Annotated in this window: 20 protein-coding genes; 8 read left to right on the forward strand and 12 right to left on the reverse strand. The window is 64.5% G+C overall.

The window, feature by feature from the left end; all coding sequences use genetic code 11:
- Nucleotides 1-57 precede the first annotated feature (57 nt).
- The 3 genes from glyA to CGLY_RS06200 are packed head-to-tail and all read left to right on the forward strand — an operon-like array spanning nt 58 to nt 2,757.
- Entirely contained in the window at nt 58-1,365 is a 1,308-nt protein-coding gene (gene glyA / locus CGLY_RS06190; RefSeq protein WP_038547454.1) for a serine hydroxymethyltransferase, read from the forward strand.
- A 21-nt stretch (nt 1,366-1,386) separates the two neighbouring features.
- A complete protein-coding gene (locus tag CGLY_RS06195; protein WP_038547457.1) occupies nt 1,387-1,965 on the forward strand; it encodes an isochorismatase family protein in 579 nt (192 codons plus the stop codon).
- A 6-nt stretch (nt 1,966-1,971) separates the two neighbouring features.
- Entirely contained in the window at nt 1,972-2,757 is a 786-nt protein-coding gene (locus CGLY_RS06200) for an enoyl-CoA hydratase-related protein (RefSeq protein WP_038547460.1), read from the forward strand.
- A 139-nt stretch (nt 2,758-2,896) separates the two neighbouring features.
- Here the strand turns inward: CGLY_RS06200 and CGLY_RS06205 are convergent, their stop codons facing one another.
- On the reverse strand, nt 2,897-4,069 hold the full coding sequence (locus tag CGLY_RS06205; protein ID WP_038547463.1) for an acyl-CoA dehydrogenase family protein: 1,173 nt from the start codon (nt 4,067-4,069) through the stop codon (nt 2,897-2,899).
- A 656-nt stretch (nt 4,070-4,725) separates the two neighbouring features.
- The gene (locus CGLY_RS06210) at nt 4,726-5,061 is read right to left on the reverse strand and encodes a DUF5997 family protein (protein WP_144313732.1); all 336 of its coding nucleotides are present in this window, start codon (nt 5,059-5,061) and stop codon (nt 4,726-4,728) included.
- A gap of 57 nt (nt 5,062-5,118) precedes the next feature.
- Here CGLY_RS06210 and CGLY_RS06215 point away from each other — a divergent pair, with 57 nt between their 5' ends.
- The 3 genes from CGLY_RS06215 to CGLY_RS06225 all read left to right on the forward strand — a co-directional run bounded on the left by CGLY_RS06215 (nt 5,119) and on the right by CGLY_RS06225 (nt 7,740).
- Complete coding sequence (locus CGLY_RS06215; RefSeq protein ID WP_038551636.1) at nt 5,119-5,709, forward strand: type 2 periplasmic-binding domain-containing protein; 591 nt, start codon at nt 5,119-5,121, stop codon at nt 5,707-5,709.
- Between the two features lie 62 nt (nt 5,710-5,771).
- Complete coding sequence (locus CGLY_RS06220) at nt 5,772-7,151, forward strand: PhoH family protein (protein ID WP_038547469.1); 1,380 nt, start codon at nt 5,772-5,774, stop codon at nt 7,149-7,151.
- Nucleotides 7,152-7,200: 49 nt separating this feature from the next.
- Nucleotides 7,201-7,740, forward strand: a complete 540-nt coding sequence (locus CGLY_RS06225; RefSeq protein WP_052539765.1) for a GNAT family N-acetyltransferase — start codon at nt 7,201-7,203, stop codon at nt 7,738-7,740.
- A 6-nt stretch (nt 7,741-7,746) separates the two neighbouring features.
- Here the strand turns inward: CGLY_RS06225 and CGLY_RS06230 are convergent, their stop codons facing one another.
- From CGLY_RS06230 to glpX, 6 genes are all read right to left on the reverse strand, one after another.
- Complete coding sequence (locus tag CGLY_RS06230) at nt 7,747-9,324, reverse strand: MDR family MFS transporter (protein ID WP_038547474.1); 1,578 nt, start codon at nt 9,322-9,324, stop codon at nt 7,747-7,749.
- 49 nt (nt 9,325-9,373) lie between these two features.
- Nucleotides 9,374-10,072, reverse strand: coding sequence for a TetR/AcrR family transcriptional regulator (locus CGLY_RS06235; RefSeq protein WP_038547476.1), 699 nt, complete (start codon nt 10,070-10,072; stop codon nt 9,374-9,376).
- A gap of 70 nt (nt 10,073-10,142) precedes the next feature.
- The gene (locus tag CGLY_RS06240; RefSeq protein WP_038547479.1) at nt 10,143-11,078 is read right to left on the reverse strand and encodes a ribonuclease HI family protein; all 936 of its coding nucleotides are present in this window, start codon (nt 11,076-11,078) and stop codon (nt 10,143-10,145) included.
- Entirely contained in the window at nt 11,056-13,635 is a 2,580-nt protein-coding gene (locus CGLY_RS06245) for an excinuclease ABC subunit UvrA (protein ID WP_038547482.1), read from the reverse strand. Before CGLY_RS06245 ends, CGLY_RS06240 begins: the two co-directional genes overlap by 23 nt.
- Before the next feature lie 91 nt (nt 13,636-13,726).
- On the reverse strand, nt 13,727-15,124 hold the full coding sequence (locus CGLY_RS06250; protein ID WP_038547485.1) for a class II fumarate hydratase: 1,398 nt from the start codon (nt 15,122-15,124) through the stop codon (nt 13,727-13,729).
- A 97-nt stretch (nt 15,125-15,221) separates the two neighbouring features.
- Nucleotides 15,222-16,253 (reverse strand): class II fructose-bisphosphatase, encoded by a 1,032-nt coding sequence (glpX, locus tag CGLY_RS06255; protein WP_052539766.1) that lies wholly within the window; start codon nt 16,251-16,253, stop codon nt 15,222-15,224.
- A gap of 138 nt (nt 16,254-16,391) precedes the next feature.
- Here glpX and CGLY_RS06260 point away from each other — a divergent pair, with 138 nt between their 5' ends.
- Nucleotides 16,392-17,009, forward strand: a complete 618-nt coding sequence (locus tag CGLY_RS06260) for a DUF4245 domain-containing protein (protein ID WP_227590408.1) — start codon at nt 16,392-16,394, stop codon at nt 17,007-17,009.
- Here the strand turns inward: CGLY_RS06260 and CGLY_RS06265 are convergent.
- Nucleotides 17,006-17,290, reverse strand: a complete 285-nt coding sequence (locus CGLY_RS06265; RefSeq protein ID WP_038547491.1) for an exodeoxyribonuclease VII small subunit — start codon at nt 17,288-17,290, stop codon at nt 17,006-17,008. The two genes, CGLY_RS06260 and CGLY_RS06265, sit on opposite strands and share 4 nt — an antisense overlap.
- Nucleotides 17,283-18,638: an exodeoxyribonuclease VII large subunit gene (gene xseA, locus CGLY_RS06270; RefSeq protein ID WP_038547504.1), complete on the reverse strand. Its 1,356-nt coding sequence runs from the start codon at nt 18,636-18,638 to the stop codon at nt 17,283-17,285. Before xseA ends, CGLY_RS06265 begins: the two co-directional genes overlap by 8 nt.
- A gap of 35 nt (nt 18,639-18,673) precedes the next feature.
- On the opposite strand from xseA, the gene CGLY_RS06275 reads away from it, so the two are divergent.
- Complete coding sequence (locus CGLY_RS06275) at nt 18,674-19,708, forward strand: 4-hydroxy-3-methylbut-2-enyl diphosphate reductase (RefSeq protein ID WP_081804037.1); 1,035 nt, start codon at nt 18,674-18,676, stop codon at nt 19,706-19,708.
- Nucleotides 19,709-19,785: 77 nt separating this feature from the next.
- On the opposite strand, the gene CGLY_RS06280 is transcribed toward CGLY_RS06275, so the two are convergent.
- Together CGLY_RS06280 and CGLY_RS06285 are read right to left on the reverse strand one after the other, a co-directional pair.
- A complete protein-coding gene (locus CGLY_RS06280; RefSeq protein ID WP_038547507.1) occupies nt 19,786-20,538 on the reverse strand; it encodes a DUF6542 domain-containing protein in 753 nt (250 codons plus the stop codon).
- Between the two features lie 22 nt (nt 20,539-20,560).
- The gene (locus tag CGLY_RS06285) at nt 20,561-22,165 is read right to left on the reverse strand and encodes an AI-2E family transporter (protein ID WP_052539767.1); all 1,605 of its coding nucleotides are present in this window, start codon (nt 22,163-22,165) and stop codon (nt 20,561-20,563) included.
- Nucleotides 22,166-22,194 lie beyond the last annotated feature (29 nt).

The following is a 22,194-nucleotide window of genomic DNA, read 5'->3' on the forward strand; positions in this document are numbered from 1 at the left end:
TGATGTGTCCTGATTGTTCTGATCCAGTTGCGGCCGACGTGAAAGGCGATCCACCCCATGAGCCAGACGAACCACCCAGACCAGTCCCAGCACAATGCGGAACTGGCGGATTTCGATCCGGAGGTGGCCGCGGCCATCGCCGGAGAACTCTCCCGTCAGCGTGACACGCTGGAGATGATCGCCAGCGAGAACTTCGTTCCGCGTGCGGTACTCCAGGCCCAGGGCTCCGTTCTGACCAACAAGTACGCCGAGGGGTACCCGGGGCGCCGGTATTACGGCGGCTGCGAGAACGTCGACATTATCGAGGATCTCGCCCGCGACCGCGCCAAGGCGGTCTTCGGGGCGGAGTTCGCCAATGTGCAGCCGCACTCCGGCGCTCAGGCCAATGCCGCAGTTCTGATGTCTCTGGCGAACCCCGGTGACAAGATCATGGGGCTGTCCCTGGCACACGGCGGCCACCTCACCCACGGCATGAAGCTGAACTTCTCCGGGAAGCTCTACGACGTCGCCGCCTACGAGGTGGACCCCGACACCTTCCGTCTGGACATGGACAAGGTCCGGGAACAGGCGATCAAGGAGAAGCCGACGGTCATCATCGGCGGTTGGTCGGCCTACCCCCGACACCAGGATTTCGCGGCATTCCGTGAGATCGCCGACGAAGTCGGCGCCAAGCTGTGGGTCGACATGGCACACTTCGCCGGGCTGGTCGCCGCGGACCTGCACCCGTCACCGGTGCCGCATGCTGACGTGGTCTCCACCACGGTCCACAAGACTCTGGGTGGTCCGCGTTCCGGCATGATCCTGGCGAAGCAGGAGTGGGCGAAGAAGCTCAACTCCTCCGTCTTCCCCGGGCAGCAGGGTGGTCCGCTGATGCACGTCGTCGCCGCGAAGGCCGTCTCCATGAAGATTGCCCAGACCGACGACTTCCGCGACCGACAGGCCCGTACGCTCGAAGGGGCCAAGATCCTCGCCGAGCGGCTCACCGCTGCGGACACCACCGAGGCCGGTGTGCAGGTGCTCACCGGGGGCACTGACGTGCATCTCGTCCTCGCAGACCTGCGCAACTCCGAGCTCAACGGGCAGGAAGCGGAGGATCTGCTGCACGAGGTCGGTATCACGGTCAACCGCAACGCTGTACCGTTCGACCCGCGCCCGCCGATGGTCACCTCCGGCCTGCGCATCGGTACCTCCGCCCTGGCCTCCCGCGGGCTTGACGCAGACGCCTTCACCGAGGTCGCAGATGTGATCGGTACCGCCCTGGCTCAGGGCAAGGGTGCGGACACCGAGACCCTGCGCAGGCGCGTCGACAAGGTCGCCGCCGATTTCCCGCTGTACCCGGGCTTCGAGGACTGGAAGATCAACTAATCCGGCTCTACTGTGGGCGCCATGAGCGCTTCACGGAAAGCCCTGATCGTCGTCGACGTCCAGAACGATTTCTGCCCCGGAGGATCCCTGGGCACGGAGCGAGGGGCGGACGTTGCCGCCGCGATCAGCGCCCGTCTGCGTGCACACAAGGATGACTACGACGTCGTTGTCGGCACGAAGGACTGGCACATAGACCCCGCCGGGCATTTTGCGCCCGACGGGGTCGCACCGGATTTCGAGGACACATGGCCGGTGCACTGCGTCGCCGGCACCCATGGTGCCGACGTTCACCCGGACCTCGAGGCCGGGCTGGTGGATGCCTGGTTCCTCAAAGGGGAGTACACGGCGGCCTATTCCGGTTTCGAGGGGCACCTGGAGGATGCGGGGACGGGACTGGCGGACTGGCTGCGCGAACACGGGATCACCTCGGTCGCCGTATGCGGCATCGCCACTGACTTCTGTGTGCGCGCCACAGCGCTCGATGCCGTGGCTGAGGGTTTCGATGTGGAGTTGCTCAGCGAGCTCTGCGCCCCGGTCAGCGTGCCCGGTGGCGCGGTGGCCGTCGAACAGATGGCCTATGTCGGGGTGACTGTAGTGTGAGGTGGCATGGACCTTGTTGACACCACCACCAGTGACGGAATCCGCATCATCACCATCAACCGTCCCGACGCCCACAACTCGCTGAACCGCGACCTGAGGCGCGAGCTGAGGGACGCTTTCGCTGCCGCGGCCACGGATGCGTCGCCGGACGGCCCGGTCCGGGCCGTTGTTGTCAGGGCATCCGGCACGGCGTTCTGCTCCGGTCAGGATCTCAAGGAACAGCTGGAGGAAACCCGGCAGGGGATTGACACGGACAAGGTGATCACCGAGTACAACCCGATGATGGACGCTCTATTGTCCATTCCGGTGCCGGTGATTGCCGCGATCCAGGGGGCCGCGGCCGGGGCAGGATGGGGCATCGCGATGGCCTGTGACTTCCGGGTGGCCTCGACGACGGCGGCCTTCAAGGGAGCGTTCAGTGGCGTCGGGCTGGCGTCGGACTGCGGCCTGTCCCGCTCACTGGCCGACGCAGTGGGACAGACCAGGGCACTGGAGCTTCTTCTGCTCGATGAACGGGTCAGCGCCGCAGAGGCAGGATCACTGGGTATCGTCACCTCGGTGGTCGAGGCTGAGGTACTGGACAACGCGGTGCAGGAGCTGGCGCAGCGCTTCGCGACGGGGCCCACGGCGTCCTACCGGGAGATCAAGGCCCTCGTGCGCGATGCAGCGGCAGTGAGTGCCCGCGCAGGGGAGGAGGCCGGCGCACAGCGACGGCTGTTCCAGACTGCGGACCACGGCGAGGCGATCCGGGCGTTCCTGGAGAAGCGGGCTCCGCAGTTCCGCGGGGTGTGACTCCCCAGCCCCGGGCCTGCACAAGCAACCCCCCAGGTCGGTGGGGCCGACCTGGGGGGTTGCTCCGGGACACCGGCACGTTCTGTGGGACAGATGTGTGACCGACGGTGTCGAGAGCGCCGATAGAACGGTGTTCGTCCTACTTCTCGCCCTTGGCGAGCTTCCGGCTGATGATTTCCAACATGATCTCGTTCGGGCCGCCGTAGATCGGCTGGACGCGGGAATCGAGGTAGTGGGTGGAGATGGGGTACTCCAGCATGAAGCCGTAGCCGCCGTGCAGCTGGACAGCGGTGTTGACGACCTTGATCTGCAGCTCGGTGGTCAGGTACTTGGCCATCGAGGCGGTGGTCTCGTCGAGTTCACCCTTGACCTTGGCGGCGACAGCGGCGTCGACAAAGGCCTGTGCGGACTGGATCTCAGTGGCCATCTTGGCCAGCTCCCAGCGGTAGGCCTGGTGGTCGACCAGCCGGTTGCCGAAGGTCTTGCGCTCCTGGGAGTGCTTGTAGACCAGGTCGAAGGCACGGCGGGAGGTCGCGATGGATCCGACGGCGATGGAGACGCGTTCCTGCGCCAGGTTGGTGCGCAGGTAACCGAACCCGGCACCTTCCTCGCCGAGGAGGTTCTCGGCGGGGACCTTCACGTTCTCGAAGGACAGCTCAGCGGTGTCCTGTGCCTTCAGTCCGACCTTCTTCAGCGGTGCGGCCTTGGTGTAGCCCTCCATGCCGTCCTCGACGATCAGCAGGGAGACGCCGGCGCGACCCTTGGACGGATCGGTGATGGCCACCACGATGGTGAAGTCGGCCTGGATGCCGTTGGAGATGAAGGTCTTCGAACCGTTGAGGATGAAGTTGCCCTCCTCGTCGCGCGGCGCGTTGGAGCGGATGCCCGCCAGGTCGGCACCGGCACCCGGCTCAGTCATGGCGATCGCGGCGATCTTGTCACCGGCGCAGAGCGGTCGGAGGTACTTTTCCTTCTGCTCGTCGTTGGCGAAGCGCTCGAGGTAGGGGATCACCAGGTCGTTGATGACCTGGAGGGAGACGATGACCGAACCGCAGTCAGCTTCGGCGAGTTCCTCGGAGAGGATCGCGTTGAAGCGGTAGTCCGGCATGCCGCCGCCACCGAACTCCTCGGGGGAGGTGATGCCCAGCAGACCCAGGTTGCCCGCTGCCTTGAACATGGAGCGGTCACTGTAGCCCTGCTCGTGCCACCGGTCGACGTGGGGACGGACCTCTGCGTTGACGAAGTCCTTGCAGGTCTCGCGGAACATGTCGTGTTCTTCGTCGAAGATGGTGCGGGGGAGGTAGTTCTTCATGGTGTCCTTCCGGATCAGAGCCGAGCGTCGTGGAAGGGGCAAACAGTTTGTCCGTGTGATCCACGTCTCTTACTTGTTACAAATTCATATTAACGAGCGGCACCCGGAAGTGTGTAACTTGATCCCATCCGGGGGAGGATTGTGGGGTGGGAAACATTTAGTGCACGGGTATGAGGTGCGACGGATATGGGGGAGTAGTGCGGGGGTGATAGCTGTCATTGTCGATATCCGAGAGGAAAGGGCAGGTCAGTCCGTCGGGGGACGAGCAGGCGGGAATTAAGACACTCTTTTGTTGTCTAATTGTTGACAGACCGGTTTAGGTCTCGCTAACCTCATGGATGTGTCGACGGCTAGTCACCTCGACGCACTGCAGTTGTGGATCAGCCGCAACGGCAGGTGGAACCCAGGGTTCAGTTCGAATCCGCGCACTCCGGCTTCCTCTTCTCACCGGAACGGCGCGCTCGGGCTGCGGCACCTCCAACGCGCTGCCCTGGACTGCAGTTCACCTGCCTGCTGTGGCACAGCGGAGATTTTCGCGGCGACGGATTCGTCACCCGGCGTTTGCACTCTCCACGAGGGCCCCGCCCTTCCGGTTCGTCACCCGGAAGGACGGGGCCCTCAACGTCTTTCAGTGTGGTGGTGCCGGGGTTACGGCCTCAGCTCTCGTCGGTCCCGGCACCGGGCCGGTTCTCTGCCAGTGAACTGCGGGCGCTGCGCAGCCACTCCGGTTGGTTCTCCAGGAGCGCCTTGATGTCCGCCGTCGTCAGCGGCTTATCCATGTCATTGGCCTTGAGGGCGGTAATGGTGATGCCGAGTTTGCGTGCTACCTCGGGCCGGGGGTGGGGGCCTTCACGGCGGAGATCCTGCAGCCACTGGGGCGGGTCACTCTGTAGTGCCACGAACTCATCGTGGCTCACCGTGCTGTCCTGGAACTCCTGGGGTGTGGCAGGCAGGTAGATGTTCAGCTTCTTCGCCGCCGTCTGGGGTTTCATCCGGTCACTCATATCTGCAGAGTCTATCTGGTCGAGTGGGGGACTAGGATGGCCGTCATGCATTACCTCAAGGTCGTCTTCGCCACCGGTGTCGTCCCGGGGAAGTGGTTCGGCAGGTTCGATGAGCGCATGGACGGGTGGAAGGCGGCGTCGGCGGCGTCGGACGACCCGCTTTCCCATGTGCTCAACGGGACAGCCGACATCGGGATCGTCCGTCTGCCGGGTGAATGGGAGGGGATGCCGGACAGCAATGTGGATGCCACTGCGATGGAGTCCCTCAATGTCCACCGGGTTGTCCTCTACGAGGAGACACCGGGGATCGCGGCACCTAAAGAGCACGCCCTGGAGGCCGTGGGCGAGAACGAGAGCGTGGTCCAGGAGGACATCGAAGAAGAGATCGTGCTCTACCGCGGTGTCGATCCGGGACGCGTGCGGGAGAACCTCGACGTGGTCGCCGCCAACGTCGGTGTCGTCGTTGCCCCACGTCCGTTGCTCCGTGCGGTGAACCGACGCGGTGTCATCCACCGGTCCTTGGCGGGGGTGGACGGAACATCGATCGCCCTGGTCTGGCGACGCGACCGTGATGACGACATCATTCAGCAGTTCGTCGGAATCTGCCGCGGCAGACGCGCCTCCAGTTCCCGCTGAGTTCACCCAGTCTTCATCTCACAACCATGTGATCTACACGTGTGGTTCCTAGCCTCGGGGGCATGACCAGAGCCACCATCGCCACCTCATCCACCCCGATATCGGCTGCTGTGCCGGGCGCTCTCCCCGGAGCAGTCCGGACCTATGTCATCGACACGTCGGTCTTGTTGTCGGACCCCTGGGCGCTGTTGAAGTTCGCAGAGCACCACGTCGTCCTCCCCATCGTCGTCGTCGGCGAACTAGAGGCGAAGCGCCAGCATCCCGAACTCGGCTGGTTCGCCCGACAGGCACTGGGACTCCTCGAAGACCTGCGCCGGGCCAGCGGACGTCTTGACCGCGAAATCGAAGTCACCCCGGACGGTGGCACACTGCGTGTGGAACTCAATCACGTTGACCAGTCGGTGTTGCCCGCAGGCCTCCGGGCTCACCCGGACGACGGGGCGGACAATGACCGGAGGATTCTCGCGTCGGCCCTCAACCTCCGGGCGGAGGGCGAGCACGTCACGCTGGTCACCAAAGACGTCCCCCTGCGGGTGAAGGCCGGCGCCGTCGGCCTGGACGCGGACGAATACCGTGCACAGGACGTCGTCCTGACCGGATACGAGGGTATGGTGACCGCAGAAGTCTCACCGGATCTCATCGACCGGCTCTTCGCAGAGGGGGCCGTCGACGCTGCGGGCGAGGTCGACGACGTGATGGACCTGCCGGTGCACTGCGGCGTACAACTTACCTCCGGTAGCCAATCGGCGTTGGCGCGTGTCACGGCTCACGGGGTCCTGCGGCAGGTACCGCAGGACCGGGAGGCATTCGGTCTCCGGGGTCGTAGTGCGCGACAACGGGTGGCGCTTGACATCCTGCTCGACGAGGAAGTCGGCATCATCTCCCTGGGAGGGTCGGCCGGTACAGGCAAATCGGCCCTGGCCCTGTGTGCGGGTTTGGAGGCGGTGCTGGAACGGCAGAGTCACCGTCGAATCGTGGTGTTTCGTCCGTTGCATGCCGTCGGTGGCCAGGATCTGGGCTACCTGCCCGGAGACGGCATCGAGAAGATGAATCCGTGGGCACAGGCGGTCTACGACACGCTTGATGGTCTGGTCAGCGGAAATGTCCTCGATGAGATCGACGACCGTGGGTTGCTTGAGGTGCTGCCGTTAACGCATATCCGCGGGCGCAGCATCCACGACAGCTTCGTCATCGTCGATGAGGCACAGTCGTTGGAACGCAATGTCCTGCTGACCGTGCTGTCGAGGTTGGGACGCAATTCCCGTGTAGTGCTCACCCACGATGTCGCCCAACGGGACAACCTGCGCGTGGGCAGACATGACGGTATCCAGGCCGTGGTGGAGAAGCTGAAGGGCAATCCGCTGTTCGCGCATGTCACCTTGACCCGGTCCGAGCGCTCCGCGGTCGCGGAACTGGTGACCAGTCTGCTGGAAAAAGGGTGATGTGCTGCTGCGCTGCGCAGGTGACCGCGGCGCGTTTACAATGCCTTCCATGACATTCACGATTCGTCCTATGCGGGAGGACGACTACGCCCAGGTTGCGCGCATCCAGCAGTCCGGCATGGACACCGGCCACGCCACCTATGAGGGGGAGACTCTCTCCTGGGATGCCTTCATGGAGCACAAGATCGCCGACCTGATGTTCGTTGCCGACGAGGACGGCGACGTGCTCGGGTGGGTGTCGGCGTCGAAAGCGTCCCGGCGGTCCGTATTCGACGGGGTGCTGGAAGACTCGGTCTATATAGCGCCGGACGCTGCAGGCAGGGGAGTCGCCGGTGCGCTTCTGGACCATATGATCACCGCGGCGACGGAGGCGGGATACTGGGCGATGCACTCCACCGTGTTCCCGGAGAACCAGGGCTCCCTGAAGCTGCACCTGTCGCGCGGTTTCACGGAGATCGGTATCGCGCACACGATGGCGCGGATGAACTACGGCCCGATGGAAGGTCGTTGGCGCGACATCCTTCTCCTGGAGAAGATTCTCGAGGGGGGACCCGCGTACCCGGAGTACCAGGCACGGGTCAAGGAGTAGCAGCTCCTATTCGACGGTGTCCTTGAGCTTCTCCTGCCGGGTGAAGATCAGGACGATACCGGCGATGACGGCCAGCGGGATCAGTACGGTGAAGATCGGGACCAACGCATCGTTGTAGCTGGTGATCACAGCTTCGTGCAATACGTCCGGAAGTTGGTTGACCAGGTCCGGGGTGATGCTGTGTGAACCACTGTCGGAGAAAGAATCGGTGTACTGCGCGGCGTCGGGGCCCATCTCCTGCATGGCGCCGGGGACACGCTCACCCATCAGCGACTGCAGGCGCGAGGTGAACACCGAACCGACGATCGCCGACCCCACCGACATTCCGATCTGCCGGAAGAAGTTGTTCGATGCGGTCGCGGTGCCGACCATGGTGACCGGGAAAGCGTTCTGCACGATCAGCACCAGGATCTGCATGGCGCAGCCCAGTCCGAAACCAAAGACGAACAGCACAAGTCCGAGGTGCACGAGGCTGTCGTGGGTCTCGAGCCCGCCGAGAAGGAACAGGCCGACGGCGGTGACGAACATGCCCACGACCGGGTACCACTTGTAGTTACCGGTCCGACTGACGATGATGCCGACGACAATGGACGTGGGCATCATACCGAGGATCATCGGGATCATCATCAGACCGGCCTTGGTCGGCGACATACCGTGGACCATCTGGATGTAGGTCGGCATGTAGGACAGGGTGCCCAGCATGACTACACCGATGACGAGGCCGGCGAGAGTGCACAGCACGAAGTTCCGGTTAGCGAACAGCGTCATCGGGATGAGCGGCTCCTTGGCGCGGAGCTCAACGAAGACGAACAGGACCGCGCACACCACGGTGGCGATGATCAGGCCGATGATCGTGGCGGAGCCCCACTCGTAGTCCTTGCCTCCCCAGCTGAGGAAGAGGATCAGGCAGGTGGCGAACCCGGCCATGAAGACGGTACCCCAGACATCCAGCTTCGCATGTCCGCCGCCACGGGCCGGCAGGTGCATGGCGAAGACGGCGATGACGATCGCGACGAGAGCCAGCGGAACGTTGAACCAGAGAGCCCAGCGCCAGCCGGGGCCGTCGGTGAAGAATCCACCGAGCAGCGGGCCCAGGACGGACGACAGGCCGAACACGGACCCCATCAGGCCCATGTACTTGCCGCGCTGGCGGGCAGGGATGATGTCGGCGATGATGGCCTGTGACAGCACCATCATGCCGCCGCCGCCGAGCCCCTGGATGGCGCGGGCGATGATGATGATCCAGATGTTCTGTCCGAGGGCACCGACCACCGACCCGATGAGGTACATGCTCAGGGCGAAGATGAACAGGGGTTTACGACCGATCTGGTCGCCGAGCTTGCCGTAGATCGGCAGTCCGATCGTCTGGGCCAGCAGGAATGCCGTGATGACCCAGCTCATCTGGTCGACGCCGCCGAGTTCGCCGACGACGGTCGGTAGTGCGGTGGCGAAGATCGTCTGACCCAGGGACACCAGCAGCATGCCGAGCATGAGGCTGGCGAAGACCAGGGGAATATTGTTCTTTGAGGCGTGCGTGTCCTCATGAGTCGTCGGTGACGACTCGAGTTTCTCAACTGTGCTCATGAAGGATCTCTTCTCGTGCTTTCTTGCGTGGGGATCGGACGGTCAGGGGTTAGTCCCAGCCATGGGAGTAATTGGCCGCGAGGGCTGTCATGTGTCGGCCTGCGTGGGTGAGGACCTCCCACTTGGTCAACTCCGGCTGCTCGCGGTGGAGAAGTCCTCCGGTGGCCAGTGCCGTGCGAATAAGGCCAGTCAACTGCAGTGACTCCTGATGGACGGTGACATCCGGCAGATGCCGGTGCTCGGGGAAACGCGTGAGGAACGCGGTGATGGCGGCGAGGATGTCTCCGGCCAGGGCATCGAACCGTCGCATGCCCGCGGCGCTGAGCTCCGGGGTCTCCAGGACGATCCGACGTCGGCGTTCCCGGATCGTCAGGCTGGTGGCCCGGTCCGGGGACAGACGTAGCGCCGAGTCGGGGTCAGTATCCACCGCTTTCCCGATGTAGTCGAGGATGTCACGGATGATGTTGGTGGAGTCGGTGGTGGCGAAGGCCTCCAGGTCGTCCGCCGGGATCGGAGGTACACCCCGGCCTGCGGCCACCTGGTCCTTGGAGTCGAAGTAGTTGAAGAACGTCCGACGACTCACCTCGGCCTTCTCACAGATCTCGTCAATGGTGACCTGGTGGAATCCGTGCTCCAGGATGAGCGCCGTAGCACAGTCTTCGATGCGTAGCCGGGTTTCCCGGCGTTTGCGCTCGCGAAGACCGCACTCCGCGGTGCTCTGTGTGGATTCGTTCCTTGTCTCAGTCACGAGACAGGTCTACACCGAGTGAAAAGTTGCACGCAATGCAAAAATATCGTTAACCCCCTTATGGGGGTGGTCAGCTCCTTATGGTCTGCTGGTGATGTCGCAGAACGAGAGGAGAATCACTCGAACCGTGTCGGACCCAGAGTGAACTACGCACCGTTCTGCCGTAGGCACCACTGGCTGTGGAGCGAACCAGTACCGCGCTGTCGGAGAGGGCTTCAGTAACGACGTCAGAGATCTCAAGCCGATCAAAACCGCGTAGGGGCGCCAGGGACGCCAGGTACTCGCGGCGGTTCAGGACCGTTCCTGCACTGTCGATGACACAGAGGTCGGGGTGCAGGAGTGCTTCGGCGAACTCACGGTTGCCCCGGACTTCATCGGTGTAGAGCGCCAGTTCACGCTCAGCAGCGTCTGTGACGGCTGTGGTCTCTCCCGTCTCTCCCGTATCTGCAGCATCGGCCTTCGGCGTCCCGGCAGAGGACGGGGTTGAAGGGGCCGGTGTGGTGGTGTCCGACGACGTCCGGCCGCTGCCGTATGCGTCGAGACCGGGCCCGGTCTCCGGCGCGCGACCCGCCGAATATGCGGTGGCTGCAGCATTGGCACGTGTGTCCGCCGCCTCGTTCAGCGGATGTCCCGCATGCCCTTTCACCCACTCGAAGTCAACTGCGCGCCCCTGCATGGCCGCGTCGATCGCCTGCATCAACTCGACATTCTGGACCGGCTTGCCGTCCTTCTTCTTCCACCCCTTCTTCTTCCACCCCGGCATCCATTTCGTGACGGAGTTGATCACGTACTGGGAGTCACACAGGATCAGCAGATGCTCGTCGGCGGTAGAGGGTTCGGCCGCCGTGGCCTCGAGCAGGTCGAGGACTGCCTTCAACTCACCCATGTTGTTGGTGCCGTGGGGCCAACCTCCGGCGCGCCAGGTGTGGTCGTCGATGTACCAGGCCCATCCTGCCGGACCGGGATTTCCGAGGGCAGAGCCGTCAGCGGCTGCGGTGATCGTCATGGGATGTATCGTCGCACACGGGAAGAGCGCAGTGCTGCGCGAGGTGCCGCCCCGTCACCGACGCTGAATCGGCCGCCACCTCGTCCGGTGTCCCGGCGCTGACCACCCGGCCGCCGTCGGAGCCTCCACCCGGGCCCATGTCGACGACGTAGTCGGCGTTGGCCACCATATCGAGATCATGCTCGATAACGATCACCGTCGCTCCCTGCTCGGTCAGTCGTTGCAGGACCTCGAGCAGCGTACGCACGTCACTGGGGTGCAGACCGACGCTCGGCTCATCCAGGATGAACACCGCATCACGTTGGGTCCGGTGCACTTCATTGACCAGCTTCAGGCGCTGCGCTTCTCCGCCGGACAAGGCGGGTGTGGCCTCACCGAGGACAAGATAACCCAGTCCCAGGTCAGTCAGCGCAGTGAGTCGCCGGCCGACCTTCGGAAGCCCGCTGACCACCTCGCGCGCCTCTGCGACGGTCATGCCGAGCAGCTCGGGCAGGCTGACGCCGTCACGACGGTAGCGGTCGGCATCGGGGGAGTACCGGCGTCCACCGCACTCCGGGCACGGGATATCGATGTCAGGAAGGAACTGGACGTCCAGCGACACCTCACCGGTGCCCTCGCAGCGGGGGCACGCCAGCGGACGCCCCCGTGACGTCTTCCGGGACCGGGTGTTGTAGGAGAAGTCGGAGGCGGTCAGGCCGTCCGTCATCGCCTGCTCGGTCGCGGAGTATGCAGCGCGGAGATCGTCCATCACACCGGAGTACGTCGCTACTGTCGAGCGGACGTTGATCCCGATCGGCGTCGCGTCAACGACGTGGACCGTGGTGCCGGGCGGAGCGTCACATGCGGTCACATGACCGGGATCCCTGTCGCGGAGTGCGGGGACCAGGGACTCGAGAATCAGCGTCGTCTTGCCGGAGCCTGACATTCCCGTCACCGCCGTCACACGTCCGACAGGGATATCGACCGTAAGGGGGTGAACCGTGTGGATCTGGGCAGTTTCCAGGTGGATCGCTCCACCCGCAAAGAGCGAGCCGGCATCGGCACGGTCCCGGACCACGACCGGTTCAGCACCGTCCAGAAATCCGGCCAACCGCGAGACACCGGAGGCCGTGAGGTCGGCGGTATCACCGGTCGCCACCACAGAACCGCCCTGATCGCCAGACCCGGGACCGATCTCCACAAGGTGGTCGGCGCGACGGAGTACCTGGACGTCATGGTCGACGAACACCACCGAATTTCCGTCCGCCACCAGGTCGGACATGACACCCAGGAGACCGTCGACATTCGCCGGGTGGAGGCCGATCGACGGCTCATCGAGGACGTACAGGACCCCGGTTGTGCGGTTACGGACTGCACGCGACAACTGGATCCGTTGACGCTCACCGGTCGACAAGGTGGAGCCGGCACGATCCAGTGAGAGATATCCGAGGCCGAGTTCCGTGAGTCGCTGCGACATCTGCTGCAGTGTGTCGATGAGCCCGTTGGCGAGGGCGTGCATCTCCTCCGGGAGAGAGTCCGGTACCCGTGCCGCCCAGGTGAGCACGTCATTGAGTGGAAGCGCGGTAACTTCCGCCAGATTCATTCCTCCGTCGTCACCGTCACCGTCGTTGCTGCTGAGCATGATCCGCGGCGTGCGGGCGGCTTCACTGAGCCGCGTGCCGTGACAGTCCGGACACGTCCCGGTGGAAAGAAACCTGCTCACCCGGTCCAACCTCTTCTCGGTATCCGCGCGTTCCAGTTCGCGGATCACCGTCAACCGGGCGTTGCGGAACGTGAAATCGAGTTCATGGACACCTTTCACCGAGGTGACGGAGATATGCTTCTTCTCCTCCGGGCCGTCAAGAACGATCTCTTTCTCGGAATCGGAGAGCCTGTTCCAGGGGACGTCGGTGCGCACGCCGAACTCCCGGGCGATGTCGGGCTGCACGTTGAAGCCGAACATCGACCACGGGACCACCGCGCCGCCGTCCAGCGTCTTCGTGGGATCCGGTACGAGGGTCGAGTCGTCGACGGTGCGGATCGCGCCGGTGCCCTCGCACCGGGGACACGCCCCACCGGAATTGAAGGCGAGGTCCTCCGCGCCTGGCGGTGACACCGGTTCGTCACAGACGGGGCAGGAGAACGGCCGTTCGGCGGCGACCGCGAGCGTGGGGGAGACCCGGTGGCCGTTCGGGCAGACATGCGACGACAGCCGAGAGAACATCAGACGAAGGACGTTGAGAAGTTCGGTGAGGGTGCCGAACGTCGAGCGGACCCCGGGTACGCCGGGGCGTTGCCGTAGTGCCAGGGCGGCCGGGACGTGCTCCACGGAATCGACCTCGGCCCGGGCGCTCTGGGACATTCGCCGTCGGGTATAGGTGGACAGGGCTTCGATGTAGCGCCGTGACCCTTCTGCGTAAAGAACCCCCAGCGCCAGTGAAGACTTTCCGGAACCGGACACCCCGGCGATACCCACGAGTCGGTTGAGGGGGATGTCGACATCGACGTTCTTCAGGTTATTGACACGTGCTCCGCGTACGGTGACGTGACTGGGGGTGGCAGGAGAATCGACCGACATGCCCCCAGCCTAGAACGCCGTAGGGCGCCGCGGCAGTGGAGCCACGGCGCCCTACGGCGCGTGCGGGGATCGGCGGGTGGGCCGACCTGGATTAGTCGCGGTCGGTGTTGGCCATCGCCAGCACGTCGAGGCGCTTGTCCAGCTCGTCCTCGGACAGCGTGTCCGGGACATAACCGAGGTCAATGACCGTCTGACGGATGGTCTTGCCCTCAGCGAGTGCGGTCTTGGCGACCTTGGCGGCGGCCTCGTAGCCGATCGCCGAGTTCAGCGGGGTCACGATGGACGGTGACGACTCGGCCAGAGTACGCATGCGCTCGTTGTTCGGCTCGATGCCGTCGACGAGACGTTCGGCGAAGACCCGGGAGGTGTTCGCGAGCAGCTTGGTGGACTCCAGCACGTTGCGGGCCATCATCGGGATGAACACGTTGAGCTCGAAGTGGCCCTGTGCGCCACCGAAAGCGATGGCGGCATCGTTGCCGATGACCTGGGCGGCGACCTGGGTGGCGGTCTCGCACAGCACGGGGTTGACTTTGCCCGGCATGATCGAGGACCCCGGCTGAAGATCAGGGAGGTGGATCTCGGCGAATCCGGTCAGCGGACCGGAGCCCATCATGCGGATGTCGTTGGCGATCTTGTTCAGGGACACGGCAATGGTACGCATCGCGCCGGAGAACTCGACGAGCGCATCGCGTGCGGCCTGTGCCTCGAAGTGGTTCTCCGCTTCGGTGAGCTGCTCGACACCGGTGAGCTTCTTGAGCTCCTCGGTGACCTTCGCGCCGAAGTCGGCCGAGGTGTTCAGACCGGTTCCGGTGGCGGTGCCACCGATGGCCAGCTCACCCAGGCGAGGGAGGGTGGCCTCGACACGCTCGATACCGAGCTCGATCTGGCGGGCGTATCCGCCGAATTCCTGGCCGAGGGTCACCGGGACGGCGTCCATGAGGTGGGTACGCCCCGACTTCACTTCGTTCTTCCACTCTGTTGCCTTGGTGGCCAGAGAGGTGTGCAGAACCTTCAGCGCGGGGATCAGATCGGTGACGGCCGCCTCGGTCGCCGCGACGTGTGTCGCGGTAGGGAAGGTGTCATTGGACGACTGGCCCATGTTCACGTCGTCGTTCGGGTGGATTTCCACACCGTTCTGCTTCGCCAGCGAGGCGATGACCTCGTTGGTGTTCATGTTCGACGAGGTACCGGAGCCGGTCTGGAAGACGTCGATCGGGAATTCGTCGTTGTAGGTGCCCTCTGCGATGGCCTTACCGGCGGCGATGATGGCGTCAGCCTTCTCACCGTCTAGCGCACCGGAGTCCTTGTTGACCTGGGCACAGGCTGCCTTCAACAGCCCCATCGCCCGGATCTGCGCGGCCTCCAGGGGACGGTCGGAGATCGGGAAGTTCTCCACGGCACGCTGGGTCTGGGCACGCCACAGGGCGTTGACCGGGACCTTGACCTCGCCCATGGTGTCGTGCTCGATGCGGAATTCCTGCTCACTCATAATGAACTGTCGTGTCCTTCCTGATTATTGTGTCGACTGACATATAAGGGTACCCGCACCGCGGTGGTGTCGGGTCGCTGCGGGGGTGGGGCGGACGTCAGATGTAGTCCTGGACCGAGTAGTCCTTGAGCTTCTGCAACTGGTGGGTGGCCTCGATGTTCCGGATCGTGCCGGACCGGGAGCGCATGACCAGCGACCGGGTGGTTGCTCCGCCAGCTCGGTAGCTCACGCCGCGGAGCATGTCGCCGTTGGTGACGCCGGTGGCGACGAAGTAGCAGTTGTCCGAGGACACCAGGTCGTTCGTTCCGAGGACGGTGTCGAGTGCAAGACCTGCGTCGAGGGCCTTCTGGCGTTCTGCATCGTCGGTGGGGGCCAGGATGCCCTGGATTTCGCCACCCATGCACTTCATCGCGCAGGCGGTGATGATCCCTTCCGGAGTGCCACCGGTGCCCATCATCAGGTCCACGGCGTGGCTTTCGCCCGCGGCGGCCACGGCACCGGCGACGTCGCCGTCGCCGATGAGGCGAACCTTCGCGCCGGCAGCCCGGATCTCGGCGATCAGGTCGGTGTGGCGGGGGCGGTCCAGGACAACGACGGTGACGTCGGAGGGATGGACGCCTTTGGCCTTGGCGACCGCGTTGATGTTGTGCGCGGCGGGAGCCTCGATGTCGATGCTGCCGGCAGCTTCCGGACCGACGGCGATCTTCTTCATGTAGAACACGGCGGAGGGATCGTACATCGCACCACGCTCGGCGGCGGCGAGCACGGAGATGGCGTTGGGGCGTCCCTCGGCCATCAGGGTCGTCCCGTCGACAGGATCGACGGCGATGTCGACGGCCGGACCTTCGCCGGTGCCGACCTGTTCCCCGTTGAAGAGCATCGGGGCTTCGTCCTTCTCGCCTTCACCGATGATCACGGTGCCGTTCATCTGCACTGTGTTGATCATCCGTCGCATGGCGTCGACAGCGGCACCGTCGCCGGACTCCTTCTTGCCGCGGCCCACCCATTTGCCCGAGGCCAGCGCCGCGGCTTCGGTGACGCGGACGAGCTCCATGGCGAGGTTGCGGTCCGGGGAGGCGGCGGGCAGTGCCTCGGGAGGGGTGGGGACGGAGTCGGATCCGGAAGTCATGGGAGACCAGCTTTCTGATATCGGGCGAGCATCGGGGGTGCCCTCCATTGTTCCATGACTCCTCCCAGGTGTCCCCACACGGTCGCCCGATGGCGACGGTTAGGGGTCCTGGTCCGGTTGTCTGCAATAATCGGTGCCGTGAAACTCGAGAAACCGCGCATGTTCACCTCCACCCGCGACCTGCTGATTTCCCTGGGCGTGCTGGGGCTGGTGATGGCGTTCTCTGTCGGCTTTACCGGATTGTGCAGTTACAACCCTGGCCCGGCAGAAACGACGGGGCAGGTCAACGAGGTGGACATCGATTCGATCCTGGGCACCGAAGCGCGGAGTCTGAGCATCCCGGTGCGCAACCCGGACGTGCCGGACAACTGGCAGGCCAATTCGGGGCGACGGACGACGGTGGACGGGGAGCCGTCCTCGATCGCGGGGTGGGTCGTGGACGAGAAGTACTACATTTCGCTGACCCAGACCGGCGCTGACCTCGAGGACGCTGTGGCGGACGTGGACGACGACTACCGCGAGGAAACCGACTCGTATCGTAGTTCCGCCTCCGGAAAGACGGCGGAAATGGTCGGGGACGCCGGGGACGCGGGCGACACGGTCACCTGGCGGATCTTCAGCGGGGATGACGCCCGCACCATCTGGGCGGCTGACCTGGGGGAGTCCACCGTCTTGCTGTCCGGGACCGCCACCGGTGACATCTACGAGACCCTGGCGGACAAAGTGGTGACGACTGACCCGATCGTCACAAGCTAGTCCGGTTGCTCCGACTCCTCCGGTTCGTCGGAGGAGTTCTCCGAGCTGTCGGCGTCGTGGCGGTTCTGCAGAGCGGCCTCCACCCGCTCGGACGCGCCGTCGAGGTAACGCTCGCAGTACGCGGCGAGCTCTTCTCCCCGTTCCCAGTAGCGCAGTGACTCATCCAGACTCATCTGCCCGAGTTCGAGGATCTTGACGACCTCCACCAGTTCGTCACGGGCCTGTTCGTAGCTCAGTTCCTCCAGGGGGCGGAACGTCTGCTTGTTGTCGCTGTCACTCATCGGTGGCGGGGTCCTTTCGGTCGGTGCTTCGGTCTGGGTCGGAGGACGTGGGTGTGTTGCCCGGGGCAGGTGCGGTGGTCCCCTCCGCGCGCTGTACGGCCATGGCTGCGGCGGTGACGGACCCGTCGAGGACGCGGATCCTGAGCTGGGATCCCGGTGTGACGTCGTCGACCGTCGTCACAACCTGCGGTGGTGTGTGGTCCCGTGGGAGCACCTGCACCACGGAGTAGCCGCGGCGCAGGGTCTGAGACGGTCCCAGTGCGTTGACCTGTGCTTTCAGGGAGGTGATCTGGGAGCGCATGTCCCGGATAGTGATTCCCAACGCGCGGTCGTTGCGGTCCCGGGCTTCGGACACGAGGTCCTGTTCACGACGGATCGGCAGGAGGGGATCGGCCAGGACAGGTCGGGACCGGACGGTGGACAGGCCCCGCTGCTCATTGGCGACCCAGGAACGCAGGGCCCCGGCGGCGCGATCCCGGAGCTCAGTGACGAGCTCGAGCTCAGCCGCGACGTCGGGGACGACTCGTTTGGCGGCATCGGTCGGTGTGGCGGCTCTGAGGTCGGCGACGTTGTCGAGAATCGGGTTGTCGGGCTCATGACCGATGGCGCTGACAACCGGGGTGGTCATCCGGCTCACCTGGCGGATCAGGGCTTCCTCCGAGAAGGGGAGGAGGTCCTCCACCGAACCACCGCCGCGGGCCACGATGATGACGTCGACCCGTGGATCGGACTCCAGTTGTTGGAGCGCGGCCAGGACCTGAGGCACCGCCTGGGGGCCCTGGACCGCGGTGTTGATGACCTCGGTCTGAACCGCGGGCCACCGGTCGTGGGCGACAGCCAGGACGTCCCGTTCCGCGGCGGAGCCACGTCCGGTGATCAGACCGACCCGGCGGGGCAGGAACGGCAGAGGGCGCTTGAGCCGGACGTCAAACAACCCCTCAGCATCCAGGGCACGCTTGAGCTGTTCCATCCGTGCCAGCAGTTCGCCGACACCGACGTGTTGAACACGTGAGACCCACAGGGAGAATGAGCCGCGCCCCGAGTAGAAGGCAGGTTTCCCGTAGACCACCACCCGATCGCCGTTCTTCAGTGGTGTGGGCATGGAACGCAGCATCGATGTTGAGCAGGTCAGAGGGATGGACTGCTCCTTCTCCACGTCACGCAGGGTGATGTAGGAGAGCTTCCAGGACGGCTTCATGTTGACCTGGGTGATCTGCCCTTCCACCCAGAGATGGCCGAGGCGTTCAATCCACCCCTTCACCTTGTCATTGACCACGTGGACCGGCCACGGTGACTCCGCAGAGGTCGGTGACGGCGGTGAACCTGACGGCGGCGAGGCATCTGACATGGCTCTGATTGTAGAGGTCCGATAGCATGGGGGACATGACTGAGGCTTCACCTGTGGATAACTTCACCACAATTGCCCCGACGACCACCATCGACAGCCCGAGGCTGGACGCCGACAGGCGCGACAGCAAGCGCGTGCTGCTGGCGGCGCCGCGTGGTTACTGCGCAGGCGTCGACCGAGCCGTGGAGACGGTGGAGAAGGCGCTGGAAAAGCACGGCGCACCCCTGTACGTCCGCAAGGAGATCGTGCACAACAAGCATGTCGTCAAGACGCTCGAGGAACGCGGCGTCATCTTCGTCGACCAGACGACGGAGGTGCCGGAGGGCGCCAATGTCGTGTTCTCGGCCCACGGGGTCTCCCCGCAGGTGCATCTCGAGGCGAAACAGCTGAACCTGAAGACCTTCGACGCGACTTGTCCACTGGTGACCAAGGTGCACAACGAGGTCAAGCGTTTCGCCAAGCAGGGCTACCAGATCATCCTCATCGGCCACCACGGTCACGAGGAAGTCGAGGGGACCGCAGGAGAAGCACCGGATGTGGTGCACCTGGTCGACGGGCAGGAGGACGTCGATGCGCTGGAGTTCCCCGAGGGGACCAAGCTGATCTGGCTCTCACAGACCACCCTGAGCGTCGACGAGACGATGCGTACGGTGAAACTCCTCCACGAGAAGTTCCCGCAGCTGGAGACGCCGCCGAGTGACGACATCTGCTACGCCACCCAGAACCGGCAGGTCGCGGTGAAGGCGATTGCTCCGCAGGTCGAGTTGATGATCGTCGTGGGTTCACAGAACTCGTCGAACTCGAAGCGGTTGGTCGAGGTCGCGCTCCAGCACGGAACGAAGGAGTCCTACCTGGTCGACTACGCCGAGCAGGTCGACCCGTCGTGGTTCGACGGCGTCACCTCGGTGGGAGTCACCTCGGGCGCCTCGGTCCCGGAACTGCTGGTGCGGGGAGTGCTTGAACTGCTCGCTGAGCACGGCTTCTCAAGTATCGAGGAGGTTACCACCGCCACGGAGGACCTGGTCTTCTCACTGCCGCGTGAACTCCGGCCCGCCCGGAACGCCAGCTGACTGCGCCCCGGAATCGTCGCGTCAGACGCTTCCGGGGCACACACGGGGTCCTTGGGGAGGGGAGAGGGCCCGGGGTACTAGTCCATGTCGAGGGGCCGGTCCTGGCTCCGTGACCGACGGCGGCGGCTCGCCTCCCGGAGCTCCGCAGCGGTGCGAGTGCGGGTTTCCGCACTGTCCGAATTCTCCGGTTGTTCCTGCCTGGCGACGGGCCGACGGCCTTCTTCCCGAGCACCCGTTGCATCGCCGGTAGACCGGTACTGCCGTGTCGTCTGCGGGCCCCGGTCCGGACGGGCTGCAGGACTCGTCTGTTCCCGATCCGACGTGCGGTCGTAGTCCCGGACCCGTGCGTTGAGACGCTGATTGCTCTGCTCGGCATCACTCATCTGACGACGGCGTGACCGCTCACGCCGATGCTGACTTTGCAGTACCGCGGCGTCAATCCGCTGACGCACGACACCGATAATCGCGCAGATCACGAACGTGGCAGCTAACCAGAGGAATTTCTCGATCGCCGGATAAGCGGCGGTAATGAGCGCGGTCCTCAGTCCCGAACCTGCAGTACCTGATGAGGCATCGATCAAGCCCGCGCCGGTAATGCCGAAGAACCAGTACACCGGTAACAGGACGACAGTCAGGAACAGGCCCCTCAACTCGACCAGGGCCGTGCACACGATCGCAGAGACGGCGAAGAGGACGACGTAGGAGGTCCCGACTCCGCCGAGCACGATTCCGGTGAGAACCACGGCCACCATTACGAGCAGTGGGGCCCATACCGGAATCAGGCCCCTGCGGTTCAACGGGGCGGACTCATCAGTGGTGTCAGAAGTCACGGGCGCTGATGTTACCCGATCCTCATGACTGCGTTGAAGCAGAGTCGTCACTCGGCTTGTCGTCCTTACCGCCCTTACCGTCCTTGTCATCGGGCAGGAGAGGCGCGAGGAACCGGCTGAACGGCTTCGGTTCACCGGAGTCGTCGGTTGTCAGCGACTTCTTCCAGTCCTGCCACCGCTGGGCGGCCTGCTCACGCTGCGCACCCGTCTGCTGGCCGGCGGAGGTGGCGAAGGCGATGTCGGCCGAGTGCTTCTCACCTGTCGCCAGGTCGGTGAGGTCACCGATGTAACGGAAGACTTCGGTGATCATCGCAGCCACCGGGACGGCCAGGAAGGCGCCGATGATGCCGAAGAGACCGCCACCGACGGTGACCGACAGCAGGACGATGACCGCATGCATCTTCATCGCCTTGGACTGCAGGACCGGCTGCAGCACATTGCCCTCGAGTTGCTGCACGGCCAGGACGATACCGAGGACGATCAGCGCGGTGGTGAAGCCGTTGGCAACCAGTGCAACAAGCACGGCCAGCGCGCCGGCGGTGAAGGCACCGACGATCGGGATGAATCCACCGAAGAAGGTGATGATCGCGAGCGGACCGGCAAGAGGAACGCCCATGATGACCAGTCCAAGGCCGATGAAGAAGGCGTCGATGAAGCTGACGATGGCCTGGGTACGGATGAATCCACCGAGTGTGTTCCAGCACCGGGTCAGAACCTCGGTGAGGTGCCAGCCGACGCGTCGGCCAGCGACCCGACGCACCATGGGCAGGAACTTCTCTCCGTCCTTGAGGAAGAAGAAGATGAGGACGAGCATCACGAACAGGGTGATGGCGCCGGAGGTGATGGCCGACACGCCGGTGATTGCGGTCTGGGTGATCTGGTCGGTCTGGTCCTGGACCCAGTTGGTGGCCTGATCGATCATGTTGTCGATCTGGTCGCTCTGAAGATTCAGCGGGGGACCGGCGACCCAGTTCTGAATCTGCTCGATGCCCTCGGCGCCGCGGTCCACGAGCTGCGGAATCTGCTTGGACACACTCGGGGCGATCGCGGCGATGATGCCGCCGATCACGGCGAAGAACAGGATGATGGTCAGCAGTACGGCGAGTGCATTGGGTAGATGCCCCTTGCGCAGCAGACGCACGACCGGCCACAGGACGGTACAGACGATGATCGCGAGGATGACCGGGAGGATACCGGTCCAGACGCCCGACAGTGCGCGGCCGAGGACCCAGAAAGCTGCTGCGACGACCAGGAACCGCAGGCTCCAGCCCGCCGCCCAGCGTGCGGACGTTCCGATGACTTCGGCGCGGTCGCGGAGTTCCTTACCCGGCTCTGCATTTTCATCCGACTGCAGAGGACCGACCTCCTCGTCCGGGTGGGACATAGCCGGATCCCCGTCAAGGAAGATTGACTCACGGGATGCCTCGGCAGGGCTCTTCACTGGAGCCGGATCCTCCCCGGGAAGGGGCAACGATGACTCGGGGTCCATACGGCCCGAGCCCATGAGAATATCGGCGAAGTCCCGGCCATCGACGACATCGCGCGGATCGGGGCTGTTCGGTCCCCCGGACTTCTTCTGCCCGGAGGACTCGTTGGTGTTCTTGGAATCACTGCTCACCCGACCCATTGTGCACTACGACGCCGTGTGCGTCATCG

It is taken from the genome of Corynebacterium glyciniphilum AJ 3170 (assembly GCF_000626675.1).
Lineage (GTDB): Bacteria > Actinomycetota > Actinomycetes > Mycobacteriales > Mycobacteriaceae > Corynebacterium > Corynebacterium glyciniphilum.

Excerpts from the sequence above, each read along its gene's own strand:
- glpX (WP_052539766.1), bottom strand. The coding sequence starts at position 16,253 with ATGACTTCCGGATCCGACTCCGTCCCCACCCCTCCCGAGGCACTGCCC.
- CGLY_RS06220 (WP_038547469.1), top strand. The coding sequence starts at position 5,772 with ATGACCAGAGCCACCATCGCCACCTCATCCACCCCGATATCGGCTGCT.
- CGLY_RS06210 (WP_144313732.1), bottom strand. The coding sequence starts at position 5,061 with ATGAAACCCCAGACGGCGGCGAAGAAGCTGAACATCTACCTGCCTGCC.
- CGLY_RS06245 (WP_038547482.1), bottom strand. The coding sequence starts at position 13,635 with ATGTCGGTCGATTCTCCTGCCACCCCCAGTCACGTCACCGTACGCGGA.
- xseA (WP_038547504.1), bottom strand. The coding sequence starts at position 18,638 with ATGTCAGATGCCTCGCCGCCGTCAGGTTCACCGCCGTCACCGACCTCT.
- CGLY_RS06250 (WP_038547485.1), bottom strand. The coding sequence starts at position 15,124 with ATGAGTGAGCAGGAATTCCGCATCGAGCACGACACCATGGGCGAGGTC.
- CGLY_RS06265 (WP_038547491.1), bottom strand. The coding sequence starts at position 17,290 with ATGAGTGACAGCGACAACAAGCAGACGTTCCGCCCCCTGGAGGAACTG.
- CGLY_RS06240 (WP_038547479.1), bottom strand. The coding sequence starts at position 11,078 with ATGACGATCACCGCAGCCGCTGACGGCTCTGCCCTCGGAAATCCCGGT.
- CGLY_RS06285 (WP_052539767.1), bottom strand. The coding sequence starts at position 22,165 with ATGGGTCGGGTGAGCAGTGATTCCAAGAACACCAACGAGTCCTCCGGG.
- CGLY_RS06215 (WP_038551636.1), top strand. The coding sequence starts at position 5,119 with ATGCATTACCTCAAGGTCGTCTTCGCCACCGGTGTCGTCCCGGGGAAG.
- CGLY_RS06205 (WP_038547463.1), bottom strand. The coding sequence starts at position 4,069 with ATGAAGAACTACCTCCCCCGCACCATCTTCGACGAAGAACACGACATG.
- CGLY_RS06200 (WP_038547460.1), top strand. The coding sequence starts at position 1,972 with ATGGACCTTGTTGACACCACCACCAGTGACGGAATCCGCATCATCACC.
- glyA (WP_038547454.1), top strand. The coding sequence starts at position 58 with ATGAGCCAGACGAACCACCCAGACCAGTCCCAGCACAATGCGGAACTG.
- CGLY_RS06195 (WP_038547457.1), top strand. The coding sequence starts at position 1,387 with ATGAGCGCTTCACGGAAAGCCCTGATCGTCGTCGACGTCCAGAACGAT.
- CGLY_RS06230 (WP_038547474.1), bottom strand. The coding sequence starts at position 9,324 with ATGAGCACAGTTGAGAAACTCGAGTCGTCACCGACGACTCATGAGGAC.
- CGLY_RS06275 (WP_081804037.1), top strand. The coding sequence starts at position 18,674 with ATGACTGAGGCTTCACCTGTGGATAACTTCACCACAATTGCCCCGACG.
- CGLY_RS06225 (WP_052539765.1), top strand. The coding sequence starts at position 7,201 with ATGACATTCACGATTCGTCCTATGCGGGAGGACGACTACGCCCAGGTT.